Below are 23,010 nucleotides of genomic sequence, written 5' to 3'. Positions count from 1 at the left end.
TGGGGAGGGGGCGGTGAGTGGCGGGGTGTGTGAATGCACTCACCGAGTGGTCAGGCGGGGATAACCTTGATGGCATGTCAAAGCTCGCCTACCTGGGCCCCCGGGGCACCTTCTGCGAGGCGGCACTACGGCTCCTGGCACCCGAAGTCGAGGGCGTGCCGTGTGCGAACGTGTCGGCCGCGTTGGAAGCCGCCCGCAACGGCGTGGCCCAGGGTGCCGTCGTCCCCATGGAGAACTCGGTCGAGGGAGCGATCACGCAGACCCTCGACGAACTGGCCTGGGGGACGCCGCTCCTCATCACCGGTGAGCTGCTGCTGCCCGTGGAGTTCTCCCTGCTGGTCCGGCCCGGCACCGAGCTCGCCCAGATCAAGCGGGTGACCACCCACCCCGCCGCGCACACCCAGTGCCGCGGGTTCGTCGACCGTGAGCTGCCCGGCGCCGTCGTGATCGCGGCGTCGTCCACGGCCGCCGCCGCGCAGGAGGTGGCCGCGCCCGCCTCGCCGTACGACGCGGCGATCAGCCCGGCGATCGCGGGCGAGTTCTACGGTCTCGTCGAGATCGCCTCGAACATCGGTGACCGCTCCGACACGGTCACCCGGTTCATCCGGGTGAGTCTGCCCGGCCCGCTACCCGAGCCGACCGGCGCCGACCGCACGTCGCTGGTCGCGTACCTGCAAGACGATCACCCCGGTGCGCTGCTGGCGATGTTGAGCGAGTTCGCGGTGCGCGGCGTCAACCTCACCCGCATCGAGTCGCGCCCGACCGGCGACGGCATCGGCCACTATTTCTTCCACTTCGACTGTGAGGGCCACGTCGCGGAGGCCCGGGTCGGCGAGGCCATCTCGGGCCTGCGCCGGCTCTCCTCCGACATCCGTTTCCTCGGCAGTTATCCGCGCGCCGACGCGGTCGCGCCGCAGGTCAAGCGGGGTACGGCCGACGCGGACTTCGCCGAGGCCGCCGACTGGCTGGGCCGCGTACGCGCAGGTCTCGTGTGACAGCGGGGGCCGACCCGCTCCGGTAGCCTTTGATCCGTGATTGACCTGCGTACCCTTCGTGAGAACCCTGACCGGCTCCGGGCGTCGCAGCGCGCCCGCGGCGAAGACGACTCGGTCGTCGACACCCTGCTGTCGCTCGATGAGCGGCACCGGGCCGCACTGACCGGCTTCGAGTCGCTGCGCGCCGAGCAGAAGAGCGTCGGCAAGTCGGTGTCACGGGCCTCCGGGGACGAGCGGCAGGCGCTGCTCGACCGAGCCAAGGAGCTGGCCGCGCAGGTGAAGGCCGCCGAGGCCGAGGCCGAGAAGCTCGCGGCCGAGCTCGACACGGTGCTGCAGAACGTGCCCAACATCGTGGAACAGGGCGCACCGGCGGGTGGCGAGGACGACTACGTCGTCATGGAGGAGATCGGCGAAAGGCCCTCTTTCGACTTCGAACCCCGCGATCACCTCGAGCTGGGCGAGCGGCTCGGCGCCATCGACGTCGAGCGCGGCGCCAAGGTCTCCGGGGCGCGGTTCTTCTTCCTGAAGGGCGTCGGCGCCCGCCTCCAGCTCGGCCTGCTCAACATGGCCATGCAGCAGGCGATCGAGGCCGGCTTCACCCCGATGATCACCCCGGTGCTGGTGAAGCCCGAGGCGATGCAGGGCACCGGCTTCCACGTCGCCCACGACAAGGAGATCTACCGCCTGCCCGAGGACGACCTCTACCTGGTCGGCACCTCTGAGGTGCCGCTGGCGGCGTACCACGCCGACGAGATCCTCGACACCCGCTCGCTGCCGATACGGTACGCCGGATGGTCGTCCTGCTTCCGCCGCGAGGCCGGGTCGTACGGCAAGGACACCCGCGGCATCATCCGGGTCCACCAGTTCGACAAGGTGGAGATGTTCTCCTACTGCCACCCGGACGACGCCCACGAGGAGCACCTGCGCCTGCTCGAATGGGAGAAGGAGATGCTGGCCAAGGTCGAGCTGCCCTACCGTGTGATCGACATCGCGGGCGGCGACCTGGGCACCTCCGCGGCCAGGAAGTTCGACTGCGAGGCCTGGCTGCCGAGCCAGGGCCGCTACCGAGAGGTCACCTCGACGTCCAACTGCACGGACTTCCAGGCCCGGCGGCTGCGGGTGCGCTATCGAGGCGAGGACGGCAAGCCGCGCAACGTGGCCACCCTGAACGGCACGCTCGCCACCACCCGGTGGATCGTGGCCATCCTGGAGAACCACCAGCAGGCCGACGGCTCCGTGGTCGTGCCCAAGGCCCTGCAGCCGTACGTCGGCCTCGACGTCCTGCGGCCGGACTCTCTGCCACCCCGACCGACGACTGCTTGACCGACCCTCTGGTCACCGGTCCTCCCGACGGGCCCGGTCTGGTCGGCCAGGCCGGGACCGAGCAAATGCTTGGCCGGGTGAAATTTCGGAAGACCTCTCTGACCTGCGCCTACCTGACTTGACGGGGCGTCGCCCCCCACAGATCGGGTCAGGAACCGGATCGTGATCTGCGGGAAGACCCATCATGAATGTTTCATGACCTCCCGTGAAATGACGAAGGCGGGACCCGCGTGAGCGGGGCCCGCCTCCTATGTGGTGTCTTCGGTCAATCAGACACGTTCGGGTGACTTCGTCTTCGGGTCAGATGCCGCGGACGTTGGACGCCTGGGGCCCCTTGGGGCCGGCGATGACCTCGAACTCCACCCGCTGACCGTCCTCCAGGTTGCGGTAGCCGCTACCGGAGATCGCGGAGAAGTGCACGAAGACGTCGGGCTCCCCGCCGTCCGGAGCGATGAAGCCGAAGCCCTTCTCAGCGTTGAACCACTTGACGGTTCCCTGAGCCATTTAACGTTCTCCCTAAGGAAGTGAATCTTTCGGGACCACACCTCGTGGCCCCGGTGTGTCGCACAGCTCCCCGGGTGGCTCATACAGTCAAACTGGTTTTCGCTACGGGAACAGCTAATACAACGCCTACACATCTAACACTATTCGGCGCACTGCCAAGTCGCAAAGGGCAGGATTTCCGTCCGCGCCGCGCGGACCCAGGTGGTCGACGCGAGGGCTTCCCTACTCAGAGCCGTACGCCCGCAGCCGGACGATCGCGGTCTCCACCATCCCGATGGCGACGCTGCGCCGTGTGGACGGTGGCGGACGGTGGCCATGTGAATTGTGTCAGTCGTGCCGGCGCGGAACTCCGGACCTGGCCCTTCATCCCGCACCTCGAACACCCTACCGGATGTCGTGGCCGGAGCGGCGGCCTCTGTCCTGTCGTCCACGACGGGTAACCTCATGCCCGGAAGGGCAGCCGCAAGTCGGCACGCCACGGTGTGAACGGGAACTTGCCATGAACCTCCCCCGCCTTGTCGCCACGGACCTCGACGGCACGGCACTGCGCTCCGACGGCACGATCTCTCCCCGCACGGCCACCGCCTTCGCGAGGGTGGAGGACGCGGGCGGCACGCTGGTCTTCGTCACCGCGCGGCCGCCCCGATGGATGCACGACGTCGCGGAAGCCGTACGGCATCACGGGCTGGCGATCTGCGCCAACGGTGCGCTCGTCTACGACCTGCACACCGAGGAGATCGTCGAGTCGCATCTGATCGAGCCGACCGTCCTGGAGGAGTCGATCCAGCGGCTCAGCATGCGCCTGCCCGGGCTGGCGTTCTCCGTTGAGTACGAAGGGGGTTTCGCCCACGAGGCCGGCTACGTGCTCAACGGCTGGGACTCCCGGCGGTCGCACGGCGTGCGGGTGGCGGCGCTCACGGCCCTGGCCTCCCGGCCGTGCGCGAAGCTGCTGGCGCAGCATCCTTCGATGAATCCGGACGAGCTGCATCGTCAGGTCCTCGAGCTCGTCGGAGACCTGGTGACGCCGACCCATTCGAGCGGACACGCGCTGATCGAGATGAGCGCCCGCGGCGTGACCAAGGCGACGGCGCTCGCCGCGCTGGCAAGCGAGCGAGGGATCAGGCCGCAGGAGGTGGTGGCCTTCGGCGACATGCCCAACGACCTGCCGATGCTCACCTGGGCCGGTACGGCGTACGCGGTGGCCAACGCCCACCCCGACGTCTTGGCCGCCGTCGACCATGTGACGGCGGCCAACAACGACGACGGGGTGGCCCTCGTGCTGGAAGACCTGTTCGGCCTCTAGCGGGTCGGCCAAGCGATCGTCGCGTTGACTCGACCGACGCTCCAGCGGCCTGGACGACCTATCGAGGCCCGGGGATGCTCTGGAGGATCAGAGGTGAATCTAGAGGTAGGGGCCGCCGGCGCGGTGGCCGTCGTCGTGCCCCTGCTGCGTCATGCCGCCCGGGAGGGCGCGGCGCATCTGCTCGAGCTGGGCCCGCGCCGCCATCTGCTGCGCGAACAGCGTGGTCTGGATGCCGTGGAACAGGCCCTCCAGCCAGCCCACGAGCTGGGCGTGCGCGACACGCAACTCGGCGTCGCTGGGCGCGCTGCCGTTCTCGTCGCTGAACGGCAGTGACAGCCGTTCCAGCTCGGCCACCAACTCCGGCGCGAGACCCTCCTCGAGTTCCTTGATGGAACTCTGATGGATCTCCTTGAGTCGCTTGCGGCTCGCCTCGTCCAGGGGCGCCGCCCGCACCTCTTCGAGAAGCTGGCGGATCATGCTGCCGATCCGCATCACCTTGGCGGGCTGCTCGACGAGGTCGGCGACGGAGCGCTCCTCCTGCCCGTCCCCCTTGCCGCCGTCGCCGCCGGAGATCGAGAGGCCGTCCGGCCCCACGACCACGATCTGTGGGGTGCTCTCGTCTGCGTTCATCGGTCGGTACCACTCCTGATTCGCTTCGGCTGGGCTCGCGATTGGACTCGCGGTCCAACCTAACTCACCGGACCAGCAGGATTTTCCCAACATGCTCGCCCGCTTCCATCATGCGGTGGCCTGCCGCGGCGTCAGCGAGGGGCACGGTGGCGTGGACCACCGGCCGGATCGCGCCCGCGCCGATCAGCGGCCAGACGTTGTCCACGACACCGCGGCAGATGGCCCCTTTCTCGTCCACCGGACGGGCCCGTAGACCGGCGGCCAGGATGGTGCCGCGCTTGGCGAGCAGTCTGCCGAGATCGAGCTCGCCCCTCGCGCCGCCCTGCATGCCGATGACGGCGAGCCGCCCGCCGACGGCGAGGGCCTTGAGATTCCGTGGCAGATATTTGGCGCCGATGATGTCGAGGATCACATCGGCCTGGCCGGAGAACCGCTCGGCGAAGTCCTCCTCGCGGTAGTTCACGGCCTCGTCCGCGCCCAGGTCGAGGCAGCGCCGGACCTTCTCCGCCGATCCCGCCGTCACCAGCACGCGCGAGCCGTACGCCTTGGCGAGCTGTACGGCCAGCGTGCCGATGCCGCTGGCACCGCCGTGTACGAGCAGCGTCTCGCCCTTGCGCAGCCGCGCGGCCATGAACACGTTCGACCAGACCGTGCAGGCCACCTCGGGGAGGGCCGCGGCCTCGGTCAGCGAGACGCCCGCCGGGATCGGCATGACCTGCTGCCAGGGGACGGCCACCCGCTCGGCATACCCGCCGCCGGCGAGCAGCGCGCAGACCTGGTCGCCGGTCCGAAACCCCTCGACGTTCTCACCGACCTCCACGATCACACCCGAGCACTCCAGGCCGGGGACCTCCGACGCGCCCGGAGGCGGCGGATAGTTGCCCCTGCGCTGGAGGACGTCGGCACGGTTGACCGCAGAGGCGACCACGTCGATGACCACCTCACCTCGCGCCGGACGCGGATCGGGGAGTTCCTGCCAGACCAAAACCCCCGGGTCACCGGGCTCCGAAATCACGACGGCACGCATGTGACCTAAAGTAGCGTGGCGGGGAAGCGTACAGTTGCCCACATTGACCGTATTACATGGCGCTACTCTGCAATGTGTTTGCTACCCCATTAGCCCATCCCGAGGGGGTACCCGGTGGCGAAACATGATCGAGAGGATCCCCACCTCGAGGACCAGCTCGCATGGCTGGACGCCATCAAGGAGATGCCCGACGAGGTGGAGATCGCGGTGAGCGCCGTGACCTCGGCCACCCTCGCACGTCCGCCGCAGCCGCCCACGCCGGCGCAGGATGAGGACGCGGAACAGGGCGGTGGACACGACACCGTGTCTTTCGGCGGTCAGGGCACCGGATCGTTCGGGGTGCAGGACAGCGCTTCTTTCGGCGTACGACGCGCCGAGCAGCCCGCAGCCGAGCCCGAGAGCGCCTCGCCGTACCCATCGGACCCCTGGCGGCTGGTGCCGTCCGACTCCCTCCCCGGCCCCCTGACGGCCGACCCGCTCTCGGGACCGGCATCCGGTCCGTTCTTCAGCGGTACGACGGCCGACGGGGTGTACGGCGCGCCGACGGCGACGGACACGGCCGAGGCCAAGACTTCGGAGCGGGACGCCGGTGAAGACGGGGCCGCCCTCGGCCGCGGTGCCTTCGCGTCCTCTCCGGCGGACACCGACTCGTACAGTCTGGGTGGATTGGGGGCCTTCGGCGACAGCGGAACCGGGGCCAGCGGAGCCGGTGGCGCCGACGGGCCGTACAAGCCCTGGGCGGGCCTCGGGGACGACTCCTCGTCTTCTTCCTCTTCGTCTTCTTCGTCTTCTTCGGTTTCTGCTCCGTCGGCTTCGACTGCGGCCTCAGCTTCGGGTTCGGCTTCGGGTTCGGGTTCGGCTTCGGGTTCGGGTTCGGGTTCGTCGGAGTCTTCCGGCTCTGGGCGGGATCAGCCGCTGCGCGGCTGGTTGGAGCCCGCTGTGCCGGTGGATCCCTCGGCCAAGGCGGCGTCGGCCGACCCGCACGCGCAGGAAGAGCCGGAGTTCGGACACATTCCCTCGTCCCCGGCTTCCTCGGCCACGCTGTCGCCGACCTTCCCCGCGTTCCCCGCCTTCTCCTCCTCGTCGGCCTCCCCCGACTCGGAGAGCACGTCGCGTTTCGCCTCGGCCGATTTCTCCTCCGCCGATTTCACCTCCACCGAGAGCAAGACGCCCACTCCTCTCGACGGCAAGCCGCTCTTCACCACGGGTGAGTTCGGCACCGGTGAGTTCGGCAGCGGGAAGCCGGAAGCAAGGCAGTCGGACACCGGAGAGTTCGACACCGGCGAGATCGCCAAGCCGACCTTCGCCACCGGGTCGTCGAGTGAGTCGGCGACCGGCCTCGCCGAGTCCGGCGGATTCCCGGACGACCGCTCCACCGGTCCTATCAGGGGTTTTCCGGTCACGAAGGCGCGTGAGGCCTACGAGCGGGACCGTGAGCCGGCCGGCGACCGGGACGGCGACTCCGGGTTGAACGATCGAGATCGCGGTCCGGGCGCTGAGCGCGAGCACGAACAGCACCGGCGCGACCGGGCGGCCTCCGGCGAGCGGGAGCCGTACCAACCGAGGCGCCGGCAGGCGCCGGCGAACCCGCCGTTCGGCGGCAAACCGGCACGCGGGACCGGCGCGGGCGCGGGGAAGCCGACCGCGGACAGTCTCGACCCGGTCAGCCTGCTGCGGGGACGTCGGAACGCTCCCACGTCCGGGTGGCGGCGGCTCGTGTATCGGGCGTCGGCCGGGCTGATCAAGCCGGGCGAGCCCGCGGAGGTGCGGCGTCGCCGCGAGCTGATGAACCGCGCCAGGACGCCGGTGGCGGGCGGGCATCATCGGGTCGCCGTGCTCAGTCTGAAGGGCGGGGTGGGCAAGACCACCACGACCGTCGGTCTCGGGGCCACCCTCGCACAGGTACGGGGAGATCGCGTGATCGCGGTCGACGCCAACCCCGATCGTGGAACGCTCTCGGACAAGGTCGAACTGGAGACGGCGGCGACCGTACGGGATCTGCTGAACGAACGCGCACAGATCACCCGGTATGTGGATATCAGGGCATTCACCTCCCAGACGCCCTCGCGGCTGGAGATCCTGGCATCCGACCGTGACCCGTCGGTGTCCGAGGCGTTCAGCGCGACGGACTACCACACGGTGGCGCAGGTGCTGGAGAACTTCTACTCGATCTGCATCACCGACTGCGGCACCGGCCTGCTTCATTCCGCGATGTCGGGCGTCCTGGGCATGGCCGACCAGATCGTGCTGGTCAGCTCACCGTCCGTGGACGGCGCGCGCGCCGCGTCGGCGACGCTCGACTGGCTGGAGGCGCACCACTACGACGACCTGGTGCGGGCCGCCAGCGTGGTGCTTTGCAGCGTACGGCCGAGGTCGAAGTCGACCATCGACCTGGACAAGCTCGAGTCCCACTTCGCCGCCCGCTGCCGGTCCGTGGTCCGCGTGCCGTACGACCCGCACCTGGAGGAGGGTGCGGAGATCGATCTCGAGCGGCTGCAGGAGGCGACGCGGGACGCGTACCTGCGGCTGGCCGCCAGCGTGGGCGACGGGTTCGTCGGCGCGCAGGCGCTGACGCAGCGCCGGTTCTCCGAGATCCCGGACCACCTGTAGCCGGTCGACTCCTGGTCAGGCCGACTTCCTGGATTGGTCGGCCTCTTGGATCGGTCGACTCCTGGGTCAGGCCGACTCCGCCATGACGCGTTCGTAAGCCTCCTGCAGGAGTCGGGACGCCAGTGGGCGGTCGGGGTTCGGGCGCGAGATGCCCAGGTGCACCTCGCGTAGTTCGTCCATCAGGTCTTTCCACAGGGACGGGCCGGCCTCCTCCAGCAGGCGTGCCCGCACGCTCAACTCCGGTGTCGTCGGGCGGTGCCGAAGGCCCCACGAGCCGAGCGCGACCATGATCGGTACGGTCTGGATGCCCGCCTCGGTGAGACTGTAGGTCCCTCGCCGTCCTCGCTCCGCCTCCTCGTGCGTCAGGAGACCTCCGGCCACGAGGGCCTTGAGGCGGCTGCTGAGGATGTTCGACGCGATCCCCTCCTCCGAGTTGACGAGGAGATCGCGAAAGTGCCGACGGCCGCCGAAGATCACGTCACGCAGCACGATAAGACTCCATCTGTCCCCGAGTGCCTCCACTGCGGCGTTGATCGCACACCCTGATCGCGGTTCGTCGCGCATGAACAACCTCCCTGACGACTCCTCGGTGATTGCAGTTCGCAACCACCTAGACTACTCTTCTCCTCTAGTGATTGCACGTTGCAACCACTAAGGAAGAAAAGGGGATCATCCATGTCGCGTGTCAGGGTCCACAACTTCGCCATCTCCCTGGACGGCTTCGGCACAGGTGACGGGCAGAGCCTCGACGCACCGTTCGGCCACGCCGGTGACCGGCTCCACCGGTGGTTCTTCGAAACGCAAACTTTCCACGCCAGGCAAGGGAAGACCGGCGGCAGCGCCGGAGTCGACGATGCCGTGGCCCGCAGGTGGAACGTGGACATCGGCGCGGAGATCATGGGTCGCAACAAATTCGGACACCAGCGCGGGCCGTGGGAGGACCACGAGTGGACCGGCTGGTGGGGGCCGAACCCGCCGTTCCACACGCCGGTGTTCGTCCTGACCCACTACCCCCGCCCCACCCTGGAGATGGAAGGGGGCACCACGTTCCACTTCATCGACGCCACCCCCGAGGAGGCGCTGCGTCAGGCACGCGAGGCCGCGGGTGACCTGGACGTGCACATCGGCGGCGGACCGAGCACCGTCCGCCAGTTCCTGGCCGCCGACCTGATCGACCACCTGCATGTCGTCATCGTCCCGATCATCCTGGGCCGCGGCGAGCGGCTGTGGGACGGGCTCGAAGGACTCGAGGAGCGCTTCCAGATCGAGTCCGTGACCACTCCCAGTGGCGTTACTCACATGACCTTCACACGACCGTAGTCCGCGGCTCTGACCGTCCTCGGACGGCGCGGCACCCCGATGCTTCCCTTCAGCAAGCCAGGAGAGACAACAGACATGACCACGAACATCACCACGAACATCACCACCAAAGACGGCACGACCCTCGCCGTGGACACGATCGGTCAGGGCGCACCGGTGATCCTCATCGGCGGCGCGTTCAACGACCGTTCGACCGTGGCCGAGCTGGGTGCCGAACTGGCGTCGGGGTTCACGGTGGTGACCTACGACCGGCGCGGCCGGGGAGCCAGCGATGACAGAAGCGACGACTACCTGGTCGCCAACGAGATCGACGACCTGGCGGCGGTCATCGAGCACGTCGGCGGCGAGGCCTCGGTGTTCGGCCACTCTTCGGGCGCCGTCCTCGTTCTGGAGGGGGCCATGCACGGGCTGCCGATCGACCGGGTCGCCGTCTACGAGCCCTCGTACTGCGCCGACGAGAACCAGCCGAAGCCACCGGCCGACGTCCACGACCGGCTCAAGGGCCTGCTCACCGCCGGGGACCGCGATGGCGCCACAGAGCTTTTTCTCGGCGAGGTGGTCGGTGTCCCGGCCGAGGTGATCGCCGGGATGAAGGCCGGAGAGACGTGGCCGTTCCTGGTCGACAAGGCCCCGAGCCTGCCGTACGACGTGCTGCTCAGCACACCGTGGCAGCTGATGCCACTCGATCGGATCGCCGGCATCAAGGTGCCGGTGCTGGCGGTCTACGGCGACCAGACCTCACCCGGCCTGGCGGCGGCCACGAAGATGGTCGCGGCGACCGTGCCGGGTGCCGAACTGCGGGTGATGGCCGGGGAGGACCACGCGGTCTTGCAGCGGCCGACGGCGCTGGCGGCGATTCTCGCGAAGTTCTTCGGCTGAAGGCCGGCCGAAGGGCCACCCGGCGACTCCAACGCTGCTCACCCAGGACGGAGCATGCTCGATCCCGGCTGGTCGGCACGACGAGCCGGGAGACGCCCAACCCCAGAGCCGCGGGTACGGACTGCCGGAGCAAGTGATCGCCTATTTCCGTCGCGGTCTCCGCGCGGGTGATGAGAGACTAAGGTGCGGTATGACACCTTCGGGTGTCGGCCGAGGAGAGCTCGCCTAGTGGACGATGGCGGCGGTCTTGAAAACCGCTAGGGCCGGTGACGGTCCTCGTGGGTTCGAATCCCACGCTCTCCGCTGACCAGGGAAAACGTCGGATAGTCGTCTCGGCGATCACCGCCGAGGCGGCTCCGATGGGAACAAAATGGGAACACGGCGTCATGATCGCGCCTCCCGAACCGGCTTCCGCTCCGGAATCAGCGCGACCACTTTCTCCGCCGCGTCGTCGAGTACGGCCTGGCGAACGTGCTGGTAGAGGTCCCGCGTGATCGTCGTTGTCGAGTGGCCGAGCTGCACCGAGACGACCTTCACATCCAGCCCAGCCTCCAGGCCGAGCGACGCCGCCGTGTGCCGCGCCTCATGCAGCTTGATCACCGGTAGCCCGGCGCCCTTCGCGAGCTGCTTGAATCGCTCCGTCACCCGGTCCGGAGGAAGCGGCCGGCCATCGGACCGGGGGAACATCAGCCCGTGGTCCTGGTACGTGTCGCCCGCCGCGAACCGCTCACGCCGTTGGGCGTTGTGGTGCGCCTTGAGCAGCGCCACAGTCTCCGCGTCCAAGGACACCACTCGGTTCCCGGCCTTGGACTTCGGGGTGTCGATGACGATCCGGCCGCCGAGCTGGAGAACCGTCTGTGCGACCTTCGCGTGTCCGGCCGCCAGGTCCAGGTCATCCCACCGCAGGCCGCACGCCTCACCGCGGCGCAGTCCCCGCAGGAGCACGATGCGGTACAGCAGGCCGAGCGGATCGTCCTCAGTTGCGTCCAGGAACGTCCCGACCTGCTCGGGTGACCACACTCGTGCCGGGTCACGCTCTTCCGGTGGGAGTTCGACTCCGAGGCACGGGTTGAACTCGACCATGCGCCGCTTCACCGCCCAGTTGTAGGCGTTCCGTAGCGTGGCGAAGATCCTGTGCTGCGTCGCGATCCCCGTGACCTTGTGCCGCTCACGGACATCGCCGGGCAGATGCGGTGCGCGCTTCTCCTCGGCGGCGGCTCGGATCTCGGCGTTCCACTCCTCGATCGTGTCGAACAGGCCGTCGATGTGGGCAGCGCGAAGACGGTCGAGAGGTATGTCCCCAAGCTGCGGAATGAGGTAGTGGTCCAGGTGCTGCCGCCAGCCGCGCCGCGTCGATTCCTTCTTCGCGCGCTTGGAGGCGTACCAGTCCTCCAGCAACTCGGCGACGGTGCCGATCGAGGCGGCCAGGTCCACGCCGAGCTTGAGCTTGCGCCGTACCTCTTCCACGTCGGGGAAGGGCTCGCCACGCTTGCACTCGAAGATCAGGTCACCGATCCTGCGGCGCATCGCCTCGTCGTCACGGGCAAGCTTGACCAGGTCACACACGTGGTCGAAGGCGTCCTTCGCGGCCTTCTGCGTCAGGAAGCCGAACCGCTTGAGCTGGCGGGCACGCTGGCCCGTGGTGTCCAGGCGCGTCGTGAACCCGTGAGTGCCGTGCCGGCGGCTGGAAAGCCGCGGGCACCGAGAACCGACCGGCTTACCCGTCTCGGGGTCGGTACAGCCGCACCGCTTGGAGTACGACGCCTTCATTCTGGGCCTCCTACTCGCCGCGGCTCGCCCGCCGCGCGCTGATCAGGTCAGCGATGGCGACTTCGGTCATGAAGATTCGCTCGTCCATCCCCGGCAGCGGTTCCTGGCCACGCACCCACGCGCGAACGGTGTCGGCGTCCTCGGTGCGGTTCGGGGTGACCTTGACCGGATTGTCGTTCAGCGGGACGAACAGGTGCACCAGGGCAACGTCCAGCACCGTCGCGAGCGCCAGGAGTTCGGTCAGGGTGACGTTCTGCCGCTTGCCGTTCTCCAGGTTCGACACTGTAAAGCGGTCCCAGGGCACCCCCTGTGCCGTGAGGGCTTCCCCTAGCTGAGCCGCTGTCCATCCCTTGCGGCGGCGGAGTTCCCGCACGCGGCGGGCTACCACTCGCACGGGGTCCTCAGGTGTCATGGTTTCACCTTAAAGAGAAGTTGCGACTCGCGCAATCATCGTGTATCAACGACTACAAACGGGACACCTGTATCTCGTTTACGTGAAACAGCTTCACCTAGAAGGGAATCCATGATGCCCCCCGCTGCACACGCAGCACCTTCTAAGAGCACCCTCGGGGACGCCTTCCTCACCACAGCCGAGGTTGCCCAGCGCTACCGCACCTCCCCCAGCACCATCCGCTACTGGCGCCACATCGGCTGCGGCCCGACAGGCGAGAAGTTCGGGCGCAAGGTGCTCTACCGCGAGTCCGAGCTGCTCCGCTGGGAGCAGGAGAAGGCGCGGGAGTCCGCGTGATCCCTTCTAAGACGCCGAAGGCCGAGCCTGGCGGGGCTCGGCCTTCGGATCAGATGTCCATGAGGGGCATCAACACTGCCCTCAGCATAGACGACGACAAGGCCGACACAACGACAAGGCGCAGGAACGCGGCGTGGCGCATGCTGCCGCTCCCCTGCGGTCACCGTGACCCGCTCGACTGCCTCGCCAGCGCGGGCGGGCCGAGCACGTTCGGCCTCACCCGACTGGAGCTGTACCTGGAGGTGCAGCGCCGCATCCGTGATGGCTGGCAAGCGTGGGAGCTCGAAGCCCGGTTCGAGGGGGTGGCCGCGTGATCGACCGTGAAGGTCTTCTCGCCGCTGCCCGTCTCGTCGACGACTTCGACGCCCAGCGCCGCCGCGAAACCCAGGCGTTCGCCGAGGGCTTCAACGTCGGCTACCAGGACGGATACGACGTCGGTTACCAGCGCGCCGTCGAGGAGATGGCCGCCGAGTGGCGGGGCATGGCCGAGCAGGTCCGCAGGACCACGACCCGTGCCGACCCTGCCCGGTGGGTTGCCGCCGACGCGGCCGGCCTGCCGTGCAGCACGAAGTGCGGGCGCTGCTCGATGTGCATCCGCGCCGACTCGGTCCGCCGTCGCGGCGGCGACTACCTGGGCCAGCAGGCGACGAGGGGGGCCGCGTGAGCGAGCACAAGCGCGTCCTGCGAATCATCGACGGTCAGGAGGCCGCCGACGAGGATGTTCCTTGGCCCGAAGAGGTGCCAGCCGATCAACCTCGGCGGGAACTGGTCCTCACGCCTGCATCGGCGATTCGGATCCGGCCCGTGTGGTGGCTGTGGGACACCACCCCAGAAGGTGCCCCGCCCACGTCACACGGGCGCATCCCCATGAACACACTCTCGATCGCGGCTGGTGGGCCTGGCCTGGGGAAGTCGCAGTTCGCCGTGTGGCTGGCCGCGCGTATCACACGCGGTGAACTGCACGGGGAGCTGTACGGCAAGCCGCGAGGGGTGATCTACGCGGCCACGGAAGACTCCTGGTCGCAGACCATCGCGCCGCGGCTTGTCGCGGCAGGTGCCGACCTCGACCTTGTGTTCCGCGTTGATGTGAAGGACGACGGACAGCCGCATGCGCGGCTCACGCTGCCGGTGGACACCTCGCTCCTTGGGCAGGCCGCTGAGGCTTACAGCATTGCGCTCCTTGTCGCTGACCCGCTCCTGTCGATGATCGACAAGGGCATCAACGACTACCGGGCCGCTGAGGTCCGTCAGGCTCTCGAACCGCTCGTTACCGCAGCGGACAAGCACCACTTCACGATCCTCGGCCTGGCCCACTTCACGAAAAGCGGGTCGGCCGACCCGCTCGCCCGTGTTGCAGGCTCCGGCGCCTTCGGCCAGCTCATCCGCTCCCTGATCGCGTTCGCCCAGCGGGACACCGAGGACGGCGGAACGGAGTTCGTCGTCTCCCAAGAGAAGAACAACCTGGGGCGTCTGGAGGTGCCGTCGTACACGTACACGATCCAGCCGGTCACGGTCGAGACCGAGGAAGGGCCGTCGCACGTCTCGCGGTTCGTTCTCGGCCCGGAGACAGACACGTCGGTCCGCGAGGTGATGCGCGGGGAAGCGATGCCGGACGCCAACCGGGAGGAGACCAACGAGACGGTGGTGTGGCTCCGCAGCTATCTGCTTGACCGAGGCGGATGCGATGAGTCTTCGGCCATTAAGGCGGCAGCACGCAAGGAGGGCATCAGTGCCTCCAGCCTTCACCGTGCGCGGGGCAAGCTCAAGGTCAAGATGCAGCAGACCGGGTTCGGGAAAGACCGCACCTCGTTCTGGTCCCTGCCTGGCACGCAACCGGATGACGATCAATGATCACGATCCCTCCTACGTGTCTGAGACGCATGGAACGTATGGAACGAATGGGCTTGACCTGGGCTTTTATCCATAGGGGAGCGTGAAACGTATGGAACGAATGGTGGAACACGAGGGCCGTCCATACGTTCCATACGTGCCCATGCGTTCCACCATACGTTCCACCGTAAAACCGCAGGTCAGAACCAATATTCCCAATTATTTCATCTCATCGTAATTACGCGAGGAGGAACGTATGGCAGACACCATGCCCAACGCGATCAACATGCTGTCGCAGCACCTCGGGATCACTGCCCAGCAGATGGCGCAGCGCCTGGCCAAGTTCATCGCGACCTTCGAGCGCCCCACTTGCCCCGGATGCGGCCGTGACATCGCCCGCCGGCTGGACAGCCTGATCAGGTACCACCGCGCCCCCAACGGGAAGCCCTGCCAGGCAAGCGGAACACCCCTCGAAGTCGTGACGGAACCTCAGCCGCCGGTGATGCTCCGACGCGATCTCGACCAGGCCCACGCCAAGGTGAGGATCACCCAATGAGCGACCACGACGACCGGCTACGAGCCCTCGAAACCCGGCTGATCCTGCTCGAAAACCACGTCAAAACACTCCGAAACGAGCTGGTTTCGTCCCGAAACAGCGCCACCCACGCCGACACCAACGCCGCCCTGGTCAAAGTCGCCCACCTCGGCATAGGCCACTGACCAGCACAAACACCACTCGACAGACAACCCACAAGACGAGCTAACGCCGAAACCGAAGGCATGTTCGGTCGGAAGGGCCGAAAAGAGAATGATCAAGGGGGAGAAGGATCTTGCCGTACGACACGTTGGACGCAGAGCTGACCCTGGCCGCCATCACCGGCAAGGCGACGCAGATCCGCCGCAAGCTGGTGCACGACCTGGGCGCGCTCAAGCGTGACCCGCGTTGGAACGCCGAGGAGAAGGAGCGCCAGGCCGCGAGGCTGCGTGAGGAGGCCCGCGCGCAGCTCGACCAGCTCGGGGCAGAGGCGACCCGCGCCCGTGACGAGATGAACGGGTGGATCGACGAGAAGTCGGCCGAGGTCGCGGACATGCAGACGCAGCTACTCGACGAGACCCGCAAGCAGGCCGCTTGGGAGCGCGCCCGTAAGCGGCTCGACCTCGGCGACGAGGTGGACGCGCTGATCACCGAGGCGAGGTCGAAGAAGGACCGGGCCGCGCTGAGGGCGCTCGCCGAGGAGTACGACACATGGGCGCGCGACCGGGGTGTGTCGCCGGCCACGATCCGCGGGGTGCTCGACGCGGCGCAGCGCGCGGCGGCCGACGTGACGCCCGGCACGGCCGGTGTCGCCCAGCGGATGCGCTACAAGCTGGCCGAGCAGTCCGAGGAGGTGTCGCGGGCGCTCAACGAGGGCCGCGCCCACATCACAGCCTTGGGGGACAGTCCGGCCCGGTTGCGTCGTGACGAGCTGCTGGCCGACATCGAGGCGAACGGCTCGGGCATCAGCGTCACGAACGGCGTGGTGGAGCGGCGGGTGCCGTCGCGGTCGGGTGGTGACTTCGGCGGCGCGGCGGCGTGATCTCCTCGTCGCTGCTTGCTGGGAAGCCCCGCACTGCAACGGTGCGGGGCTTTCTCGCGTTCTGACGTGCTGAAATGCCTCAGGAAGCGCCGAGAGCGTTTCTGACGCGCTTTGCTAGCGTCCTGGTGTCTTTACCTTTGCATGGTGCTAATCGTGTCTCTGCGTGGACCTGAGACGCTTGAGAGAGCGGATCATGATGTGACGCTAGTGATGGAGTGGCGAAAGCGTCCACTCCGGAGCGCTACGGGCTGTCGAAAAACGATCGTTTCTCGACAGGAGTGATCGTTTCGCGTTCCATGAGGTCAAGAACGTCGAAAACTCGCGTCGGAAAACTATGACGATAAACGGTCTTGGCTCGCTATTATCGACACATGTTGATCGGATATGCGCGCGTCTCGACCACGGACCAGAACCCCGACCACCAGACCGACGCCCTCACTCGCGCCGGAGTCGCCCCCGAGAACATCCATCTGGACAAGATCAGCGGGTCCAAGGCGAGCCGACCCAAGTTCGACCTCGTGATGCAGCTCCTCCGCGAAGGGGACACCCTCGTCGTCACCCGGCTGGACCGGCTCGGCCGCTCGATGGTCCACCTCGTCAATTTCGGCCACGAGCTGCGGGAGCGCGGCATCGACCTCCTCGTCACCGAGCAGGGCATCGACACCCGTACCCCCGAAGGCCGCGCCATGTACGGCATGTTCTCCGTGTTCGCCGAGTTCCAGCGGGAGCTCATCATCGCGAACACCCATGATGGGCTGGCCGCCGCGCGAGCCCGTGGGCGCAACGGGGGCCGGCCGAAGAAGCTCCGCGACCGTCAGGCCCAGCTCGCCCGGGAGATGTACGACGAGGTGGGCGAGGACGGCAAGCGGAAGTGGACGGTCCAGCAGATTGCCGACGAGCTTGGCGTGAAGCGCACGACCGTATACGGCTACCTCAAGCAGGACTGACGACCCGCGTATCCGGCCTGCTCGCCGGGCTGGCCGAGACGGCATGCTGATCGTGTGGCTATCAGGTTCGGCGACGGGGTGATCCGCAGCACCCTCGACGGCATGACCATCGCGTTGCAGCGGTTCGCCCTTGACGAGCGCGGCATGGTCGCCGCCATGTGGTGGACGGTGACCGGCATCCACGACGAGGCCGGCGAGGTGGCGCGGCTCGACCGGGATCAGTCGCTGGCGGTGGTGCGGCTGGCGGATCTGCGGGCCGATGGTGTGCCTGACGACGATCCGGCGGTCGTGGAGCTGGAGGAGCGGTTGGGCTGGCGGTGAGAACGCGACGGCCGTGCACCCCAGGCGGTGTGGGTGCACGGCCGTCGTTCGTCTCCGGGCCTGCCGAGGACGGTCCGTCATGCTCGACGGTTCGAGCCTAGCCGTGTGGACGGGCGTGCCCGCGTGTGCGGGCGGCGGATCACCGGCTGGCTACTGCCTTATCCGGCCGCAAGGAGCTTGCGCGCCTTGTCGAGGCGTTCGACCATCTTCGGATATGCCTGGCCGGGCAGGCAGTGGGACAGGTACCGCTCGATGACGGCGACCTCGGCGGCGTAGCTCTTCCTACGCCGGTAGATGATCGCGGCCCGCTCGTAGAAGCTCACCAAGGGATTGACATCGGTGTCCGTGGCAAGGGGCGCATCCCTCATGATCTGTGCGAATGCCTCGTTGGCTGGGAACAGCCGCTCCAGCAGTGCGAGGGTTTCGTCTTCCCGCTTCTGGGCTCGAAGCTGGTCGAGGATAGGAATCCAATCGGTGAGACGGCGGCCGTCCACCCGGCTTGCACGCTCGGCAGCCTCTCGGATGCGGCTGGTCTGGTCGAGCTGGGCCATGCGGGTCTCCAGCTCGCGTTCCGACATCTGCCGCTGACGTGGCTGCGGCTGTGGTGTCGCGATCTTACGCCTGCTGAACCAACCCATGACGACCTCCGTCGATCCATTCAAAGCAAGCCGATACTCCATCGGATTTGCCGGACTTGGAAGGCGTCTTGATCCATTCGTAACCGAGACCAGCATCGTGAGCCCTTGCCGCTCTGGCTGGGAATCCTGCTCCATGAGACTCCCAAGAGGTAGAGCAGACCGTCGACATAGTAGTGATATGAACTGTCGACCCAGCGTGTAGACGTGCTGGCTGCAGGGCCTCCCTGTCATAACGAGATGCAGGCCCAGAGCGCTCCTGCTCTCTCCTACGACTTATTCGCCGACTCGGACAACTATGGATGTCCCTGCCACGGGCCACCGTCATCTACCAGGAGAAAGAGGCCAAGGCGATCTTCCGCGTGCGCTAAATCCGTGAGTAGCAGAAAGGCGCTGAGCTGGGCATATAGACGCTCCCTGCCTTCGCGGGGACGTGAGTACGTGAAACAGCTCACGTACCGCCGCTCTATTGTTCGTGGAGGCCCGGAGGGTGTCGCTGGCAAGCGAACGGCCCTCCCGTTGCAGCGGAAGGGCCGTTCATTGCAGGTAGGACGACCTACGAAGGGTGCCGCCCTTGAAAACCACGGTACTACTCGACGCCACGCTGGCCGATTCGGGAAGGCGCATGCTCTCTATCGCCGCCGTGGCCGAGATCTCCGAACTGTCCACGCCCGTCGCCATCGTGGGTGTGGCCTTGGTCGCGTCGCTGATCTTTGGTGTGATCTATCCGGCTGTCTGGTCGAGGCGATCGACCCGTCGGGCGGCAGCGCTCGACGTGATCGACCGCCTGCTAAGAAGGCGACGCTAAGACCAATCACCTCCGCCCCCTCGGTGACCGGCGGCGGAGGTGATTCATGCTCAGGGCCAATGCAGTCCCGTTACGGGACCAGCAGGTTGATGAGCGCGCCAATCGGGATCGAGACCAGGGCACCGAGGGCGAAGAAGAACCACTGCTGACGCCGCTCGGCCCAGATCGTAGCTTTGGTTTCACCGAGCAGGATGTGCCGGATGTTCTCCGCTTGCTCTTGGTTCAGCGACAGTAGCCGCTGCTGTTCCTCTGCTTGAGCCAGGATCGCTTCGCGTGCAACTTGCTGGGCAGCAAGGTCACGTTGTAGGTCACCCATGAGTGCGGCTGCTTCGGCGAACGCCGCGCTGACCGCTTGGATCCGCTCCTCGAGTCGTTGTCGGGGGTCTTCGGCAGCTTTCTCCAGACGTTGCCGATATTCGCGCTTCGTGCCCTGCTCATAGAGCCATGCTCCGGCAAGCGCAACTACGCCACCCCCGTAGATAAGCAGTGTCTTCGAGAATGTCTCAAGTACAGACTGAATGCCAGCCTCTAGATCGACGCGGTTTGGCCACTCCGCATAGAGAAACCGAATGATCCCAAGGATCGCCACGACGACGCCCAGCGCGATGGTAGCTCTTGCGGCGCGGAGGAGATCAGGCTTCCGATGTTGGTGCTTGCTCACAGACGTATTCCAGCGCGACAGAGGTTGCACTGGAGGCTGATCCGGGTTGCTTCTGGCTAGGAGTCCCTGACCCGTAGGCGTGGGCCTGGGCGGCCTCGTGACAGATGGCGTTCCCGCTCCACCGTCAGAAGGTCCCGCAGCTTCACGTAGCGGCGGCCGAGGACTTCAGCGAACGGAAGCCGGCCGGAGGAGATCCACCGACTGATGGTCGAGCGGGACACGTCGGCCCGCTGAGCCGCTTCGTCGAGATCGACCCATCCACGCATGACGTGAGGGTACGCCAGCCCCGACTCGGCGGGTTTCCGGAGAGTACGGCGGGGCCGGTGGGCTCACCCGCGCTGGGCGTCGGCCCCGCCGCACGCTGAATCCCAGCCGCGCCCCTGACCGGACGTCCAGGGCACGGCCGGGGGCTCATTCGGCGGGCCGGGCCTGTTCTTCGCGCCAACGACGGGAGATCAGGTGCAGCACCTGGCGGGCACGCTCGGCGGTCTCGCGGAGATGGGTGCGCGCCTGGTCGGCGTCGGTGAGGTCGCGCACGGGGGCGGGGTTGCGCCAGGACTCGGCGATGCGGACGGCGCAGGCCCGCTGCTCCAGGCCGTCGAAGGTGGTGGCCTCGATGACGCGACAGGAGCGGGTGTGGATTGCCGACCACAGGCCCGTATGCGGATCCCGCTGCACGGCGTGGAACTCGGGGATGTCGTCTGGCTTGGCGGTCATGCCCACAGTGTGAACCACACTGCTACATACTGCTACCTCCTCATTGATAGTGCAGCATGCTGCTACCTGCTGGTAACCGCATCTGTGCAGCTCAGTAGCGTGCACCATATGGAAATCCCGCCCGACGTGTACGCCTGGAAGGCCGTTGCGGACGAGATCAAACGCCGGATAGCGGACGGCCGATACCAGCCCCGCATGCCGATCCCTGCCGAACGGCGGCTCGCCGAGGAACTTGGTGTGGCTGTCGGGACTGTCCGTCGCGCTGTCGCCCGCCTACGAGACGAAGGCGTGCTCGTCACCCTGCCGCAGAAGGGAACGTTCGTCGCGGCCACCGACGACAGCCAGCAGGAGGCCGAAAACGAGGGATCGCCCCGCCTCCCTCTACCTCCGTCTAACCCGTCTACATCGCAGGTCAACGAGGGTCTATGAGGGTAGGGCGGGTGTCTACTTGGTAGACCCTCCCGCCCTACTTGTAGACCCCGCATAGACGGGGTTAAGACCCGGTTCTAGGCCCTCTCCAACGCCCTGAGAACGTCCCCACGCCGGTACCCGTTGCGGTTCGTCCCGCCGATGTTCACCTGGCCGGGCGTCACGCCGTACGGCCGTAGCGCGTCCGCCAACTGGTCAGCGGTCCACCCCTCGAACCCCTGATGCGTGGTCAACTCGGAGAGCAGGTCAATCGTCCAACGCCGCTCCTCGTCGGCGAACGCCGCGAGCACCGCCTTCAGCAGCCGCACACCAGGCCGGGCATCCGATTTTGGCAAAGTGCCGGCCAACTCCCGGAACCGGTACGCCCGCCGCATCAACAACTTCACCTCGTCGTCGCCGATGAAGTAGGTCCGCATCGGCTGCGGCAGCGCACCCTCAGCGAGAAGGAAACCGGCGCCGCGCTGCGTCGAGTCGAGCAGGGCCGCGTTGAACCCGCGCCCCGCCCAGCCCTGGCCGAGGATCGTGTCCGAGGCTTGCGGGGTGGTGCAGCGCATCGCCCACCGGATCGACAGGATGTCCCGCAGCTTGGACGGCACCACCTCGGCGGCCGGACGCTGAGTAGCACCCGAGACGGTAATCCCCGACGCACGGCCGCGTGACACGAGGTCCCATAGCAGGTTGACGATGTTCTTGCCGTTCTTCTCGTCGGTGGTGAACACCTGCAACTCGTCGATGTGCAGCAGGATCGGGTGCATGTCCAGCTCTTCGGCGATCTCCGCTGTGACCTTCTTAGCGCCGACCTGCTTGAGCTTGCGGTACCGGTCGGTCATCTCCTCCTGGTAGTCGGTGAGCAGACCGAGCACGGCCTCAACGTCGGGCTCGTCGAGGAACCGTTCACAGATCGGCTCGTAGTCGAGCAGGTCAGCCCCGCCCTTGCCGTCCACCAGGGCCAGGCGCGTTCGTGGGTCGAGTCCCGCGGCGCACAGCAGGTTGTTGGACGCGACGGACTTGCCCGCACCCGGCTCGCCACCGGTCAGCAGTGACCGTTCGGGGAGTCGGAAGGCGATCGGTCGGCCGCGCACGTCCACGCCTGCGGCGACCTTGTCCGACCAGATGTTGAACGGCTCGGTCTGGGACACCAGCGGGGAAGCGATGGCGTCACCTGCGAGCGGGTCATCGTCAGCAACCCACAGCTCGAACCGTCCCGCGTGGCCCTTGACGGGGTCGATCGACACTTGGGCCAGGCCGACACCGACCGCCGCCGCGAGCTCCAGACGACGCCGTACGGCTTTGGCGGCGGTGACGCCGGGCGGAAGCTCGACCAGGGCCGACCATGCTCCGTCCAGGCGGACGACACCAGGCGACAGGACGCGGATGTCGTCAAACTTGCCCAGCTCTCCAGCGGCGGCCACCGCGCGCCGTACGGCCTTGCTGCCAGGGTTCGGGCCGAGCGCTTCCCTGCCCTGCTCGCGGGCGGCCTTGCGGGTGATGTGCTGCTCGACAGCAGACGCGACGCCGAGGGCCACCCCGGCGGCGAGGACCGGGCCCGGCCACCACACAAGCCACCCGGCGAACCCTCCGCCGAGGGTGAGCCCGGCCAGCGTGTAGGACGTGCGACGGCGGCGCCTGCGTACCGTCTCGACCAGGACGGGCGGCACGTCCTTCCGCCTGTCGTACTCCGCGGTGGTGACCCACCGCCACCACCGGCCCGCGCCACGAGACAACCCCTGCAGGCCGTACCCGGCATGCCGGAGGGTCGCGCGGACGGGCCGCCGTGGTGTCCGTACGGTCGCGAGACGGAGCGCGCCGGAGCGGGCACGTACCCGGACGGCGGTGAGCACCCGGTCACGCGGAGCAGGTTCGATCGGCTCGTCAAGCGCATCGGGTACGTCAGGTGCGTCACGCACGAGGGTTGCGGGACGGAACGGCAGGACGATGCCCTCGTGTTCTTCGGCGGGCTGAGACATGATGGGGCT

Annotated in this window: 28 protein-coding genes and 1 tRNA gene; 18 read left to right on the top strand and 11 right to left on the bottom strand. The window is 67.4% G+C overall.

Annotation, left to right across the window (positions count from 1 at the left end):
* Positions 1–74: 74 nt before the first annotated feature.
* Positions 75–995, top strand: a complete 921-nt coding sequence (gene pheA, locus AP234_RS18285) for a prephenate dehydratase (RefSeq protein WP_055480887.1) — start codon at positions 75–77, stop codon at positions 993–995.
* Between the two features lie 36 nt (positions 996–1,031).
* Positions 1,032–2,318 carry a serine--tRNA ligase gene (gene serS, locus AP234_RS18280; RefSeq protein ID WP_055480886.1) on the top strand — a complete coding sequence of 429 codons (1,287 nt, stop codon included), beginning with the start codon at positions 1,032–1,034 and terminating at the stop codon, positions 2,316–2,318.
* 300 nt (positions 2,319–2,618) lie between these two features.
* Here serS and AP234_RS18275 read toward each other — a convergent pair whose 3' ends face one another.
* Complete coding sequence (locus AP234_RS18275; protein ID WP_055480885.1) at positions 2,619–2,822, bottom strand: cold-shock protein; 204 nt, start codon at positions 2,820–2,822, stop codon at positions 2,619–2,621.
* A 499-nt stretch (positions 2,823–3,321) separates the two neighbouring features.
* Here AP234_RS18275 and AP234_RS18270 point away from each other — a divergent pair, with 499 nt between their 5' ends.
* Positions 3,322–4,125 carry an HAD family hydrolase gene (locus AP234_RS18270; protein WP_055480884.1) on the top strand — a complete coding sequence of 268 codons (804 nt, stop codon included), beginning with the start codon at positions 3,322–3,324 and terminating at the stop codon, positions 4,123–4,125.
* A 99-nt stretch (positions 4,126–4,224) separates the two neighbouring features.
* Here the strand turns inward: AP234_RS18270 and AP234_RS18265 are convergent, their stop codons facing one another.
* Both AP234_RS18265 and AP234_RS18260 read right to left on the bottom strand, forming a co-directional pair.
* A complete protein-coding gene (locus AP234_RS18265) occupies positions 4,225–4,755 on the bottom strand; it encodes a bacterial proteasome activator family protein (RefSeq protein WP_055480883.1) in 531 nt (176 codons plus the stop codon).
* A 64-nt stretch (positions 4,756–4,819) separates the two neighbouring features.
* Positions 4,820–5,782, bottom strand: coding sequence for an NAD(P)H-quinone oxidoreductase (locus AP234_RS18260; protein WP_055480882.1), 963 nt, complete (start codon positions 5,780–5,782; stop codon positions 4,820–4,822).
* 114 nt (positions 5,783–5,896) lie between these two features.
* Here AP234_RS18260 and AP234_RS38070 point away from each other — a divergent pair, with 114 nt between their 5' ends.
* Positions 5,897–8,392 carry a MinD/ParA family ATP-binding protein gene (locus AP234_RS38070; protein ID WP_235558233.1) on the top strand — a complete coding sequence of 832 codons (2,496 nt, stop codon included), beginning with the start codon at positions 5,897–5,899 and terminating at the stop codon, positions 8,390–8,392.
* Between the two features lie 66 nt (positions 8,393–8,458).
* On the opposite strand, the gene AP234_RS18250 is transcribed toward AP234_RS38070, so the two are convergent.
* Positions 8,459–8,956, bottom strand: coding sequence for a winged helix-turn-helix transcriptional regulator (locus tag AP234_RS18250; RefSeq protein WP_055481044.1), 498 nt, complete (start codon positions 8,954–8,956; stop codon positions 8,459–8,461).
* 111 nt (positions 8,957–9,067) lie between these two features.
* Between AP234_RS18250 and AP234_RS18245 the strand changes: the two genes are divergently transcribed.
* The 3 genes from AP234_RS18245 (at position 9,068) to AP234_RS18235 (ending at position 10,894) form a co-directional block, all read left to right on the top strand.
* Positions 9,068–9,712, top strand: coding sequence for a dihydrofolate reductase family protein (locus tag AP234_RS18245; protein ID WP_055480881.1), 645 nt, complete (start codon positions 9,068–9,070; stop codon positions 9,710–9,712).
* Between the two features lie 75 nt (positions 9,713–9,787).
* Positions 9,788–10,591, top strand: coding sequence for an alpha/beta fold hydrolase (locus AP234_RS18240; RefSeq protein ID WP_055480880.1), 804 nt, complete (start codon positions 9,788–9,790; stop codon positions 10,589–10,591).
* Positions 10,592–10,805: 214 nt separating this feature from the next.
* Positions 10,806–10,894: transfer RNA gene (locus AP234_RS18235), tRNA-Ser, on the top strand.
* 81 nt (positions 10,895–10,975) lie between these two features.
* On the opposite strand, the gene AP234_RS18230 is transcribed toward AP234_RS18235, so the two are convergent.
* Positions 10,976–12,361, bottom strand: coding sequence for a tyrosine-type recombinase/integrase (locus tag AP234_RS18230; RefSeq protein WP_055480879.1), 1,386 nt, complete (start codon positions 12,359–12,361; stop codon positions 10,976–10,978).
* Positions 12,362–12,371: 10 nt separating this feature from the next.
* Positions 12,372–12,773 carry a helix-turn-helix transcriptional regulator gene (locus AP234_RS18225; RefSeq protein ID WP_083502213.1) on the bottom strand — a complete coding sequence of 134 codons (402 nt, stop codon included), beginning with the start codon at positions 12,771–12,773 and terminating at the stop codon, positions 12,372–12,374.
* Positions 12,774–12,884: 111 nt separating this feature from the next.
* Between AP234_RS18225 and AP234_RS18220 the strand changes: the two genes are divergently transcribed.
* From AP234_RS18220 to AP234_RS36365, 9 genes are all read left to right on the top strand, one after another.
* Entirely contained in the window at positions 12,885–13,109 is a 225-nt protein-coding gene (locus AP234_RS18220) for a helix-turn-helix transcriptional regulator (protein ID WP_235558231.1), read from the top strand.
* A gap of 140 nt (positions 13,110–13,249) precedes the next feature.
* Positions 13,250–13,423 (top strand): hypothetical protein, encoded by a 174-nt coding sequence (locus AP234_RS37315; protein WP_160330464.1) that lies wholly within the window; start codon positions 13,250–13,252, stop codon positions 13,421–13,423.
* On the top strand, positions 13,420–13,773 hold the full coding sequence (locus AP234_RS37310; protein WP_055480877.1) for a hypothetical protein: 354 nt from the start codon (positions 13,420–13,422) through the stop codon (positions 13,771–13,773). The genes AP234_RS37315 and AP234_RS37310 overlap by 4 nt, the downstream gene beginning before the upstream one ends.
* Positions 13,770–14,960: an AAA family ATPase gene (locus AP234_RS18210; RefSeq protein ID WP_055480876.1), complete on the top strand. Its 1,191-nt coding sequence runs from the start codon at positions 13,770–13,772 to the stop codon at positions 14,958–14,960. Before AP234_RS37310 ends, AP234_RS18210 begins: the two co-directional genes overlap by 4 nt.
* A gap of 235 nt (positions 14,961–15,195) precedes the next feature.
* The gene (locus AP234_RS18205; RefSeq protein WP_055480875.1) at positions 15,196–15,495 is read left to right on the top strand and encodes a hypothetical protein; all 300 of its coding nucleotides are present in this window, start codon (positions 15,196–15,198) and stop codon (positions 15,493–15,495) included.
* On the top strand, positions 15,492–15,659 hold the full coding sequence (locus AP234_RS37305; RefSeq protein WP_160330463.1) for a hypothetical protein: 168 nt from the start codon (positions 15,492–15,494) through the stop codon (positions 15,657–15,659). Before AP234_RS18205 ends, AP234_RS37305 begins: the two co-directional genes overlap by 4 nt.
* 110 nt (positions 15,660–15,769) lie before the next feature.
* Positions 15,770–16,516: a hypothetical protein gene (locus tag AP234_RS18200; RefSeq protein WP_055480874.1), complete on the top strand. Its 747-nt coding sequence runs from the start codon at positions 15,770–15,772 to the stop codon at positions 16,514–16,516.
* Positions 16,517–16,887: 371 nt separating this feature from the next.
* Positions 16,888–17,463 carry a recombinase family protein gene (locus AP234_RS18195; protein ID WP_055480873.1) on the top strand — a complete coding sequence of 192 codons (576 nt, stop codon included), beginning with the start codon at positions 16,888–16,890 and terminating at the stop codon, positions 17,461–17,463.
* 54 nt (positions 17,464–17,517) lie between these two features.
* Positions 17,518–17,784, top strand: a complete 267-nt coding sequence (locus tag AP234_RS36365) for a hypothetical protein (protein ID WP_055480872.1) — start codon at positions 17,518–17,520, stop codon at positions 17,782–17,784.
* Positions 17,785–17,942: 158 nt separating this feature from the next.
* Here AP234_RS36365 and AP234_RS18185 read toward each other — a convergent pair whose 3' ends face one another.
* A complete protein-coding gene (locus tag AP234_RS18185; RefSeq protein ID WP_152990483.1) occupies positions 17,943–18,335 on the bottom strand; it encodes a hypothetical protein in 393 nt (130 codons plus the stop codon).
* A 658-nt stretch (positions 18,336–18,993) separates the two neighbouring features.
* Between AP234_RS18185 and AP234_RS18180 the strand changes: the two genes are divergently transcribed.
* On the top strand, positions 18,994–19,227 hold the full coding sequence (locus AP234_RS18180; protein WP_152990482.1) for a hypothetical protein: 234 nt from the start codon (positions 18,994–18,996) through the stop codon (positions 19,225–19,227).
* A gap of 70 nt (positions 19,228–19,297) precedes the next feature.
* Here the strand turns inward: AP234_RS18180 and AP234_RS18175 are convergent, their stop codons facing one another.
* The 3 genes from AP234_RS18175 to AP234_RS18165 all read right to left on the bottom strand — a co-directional run bounded on the left by AP234_RS18175 (position 19,298) and on the right by AP234_RS18165 (position 20,605).
* Positions 19,298–19,888 (bottom strand): hypothetical protein, encoded by a 591-nt coding sequence (locus AP234_RS18175; protein ID WP_055480869.1) that lies wholly within the window; start codon positions 19,886–19,888, stop codon positions 19,298–19,300.
* A 56-nt stretch (positions 19,889–19,944) separates the two neighbouring features.
* Positions 19,945–20,154: a helix-turn-helix domain-containing protein gene (locus tag AP234_RS18170; protein ID WP_055480868.1), complete on the bottom strand. Its 210-nt coding sequence runs from the start codon at positions 20,152–20,154 to the stop codon at positions 19,945–19,947.
* A 145-nt stretch (positions 20,155–20,299) separates the two neighbouring features.
* Positions 20,300–20,605 carry a hypothetical protein gene (locus AP234_RS18165; RefSeq protein WP_152990481.1) on the bottom strand — a complete coding sequence of 102 codons (306 nt, stop codon included), beginning with the start codon at positions 20,603–20,605 and terminating at the stop codon, positions 20,300–20,302.
* A 108-nt stretch (positions 20,606–20,713) separates the two neighbouring features.
* On the opposite strand from AP234_RS18165, the gene AP234_RS34320 reads away from it, so the two are divergent.
* A complete protein-coding gene (locus AP234_RS34320) occupies positions 20,714–21,034 on the top strand; it encodes a winged helix-turn-helix domain-containing protein (protein ID WP_083502234.1) in 321 nt (106 codons plus the stop codon).
* A gap of 77 nt (positions 21,035–21,111) precedes the next feature.
* Here AP234_RS34320 and AP234_RS18155 read toward each other — a convergent pair whose 3' ends face one another.
* Positions 21,112–23,001, bottom strand: a complete 1,890-nt coding sequence (locus tag AP234_RS18155; RefSeq protein ID WP_055480866.1) for an FtsK/SpoIIIE domain-containing protein — start codon at positions 22,999–23,001, stop codon at positions 21,112–21,114.
* Positions 23,002–23,010: the final 9 nt, after the last annotated feature.

It is taken from the genome of Sphaerimonospora mesophila (assembly GCF_001417795.1).
Classification (GTDB): domain Bacteria; phylum Actinomycetota; class Actinomycetes; order Streptosporangiales; family Streptosporangiaceae; genus Sphaerimonospora; species Sphaerimonospora mesophila.
The sequence above is the reverse complement of the archived record's forward strand: the minus strand, read 5'-3'. Positions and strand labels throughout refer to the sequence as shown.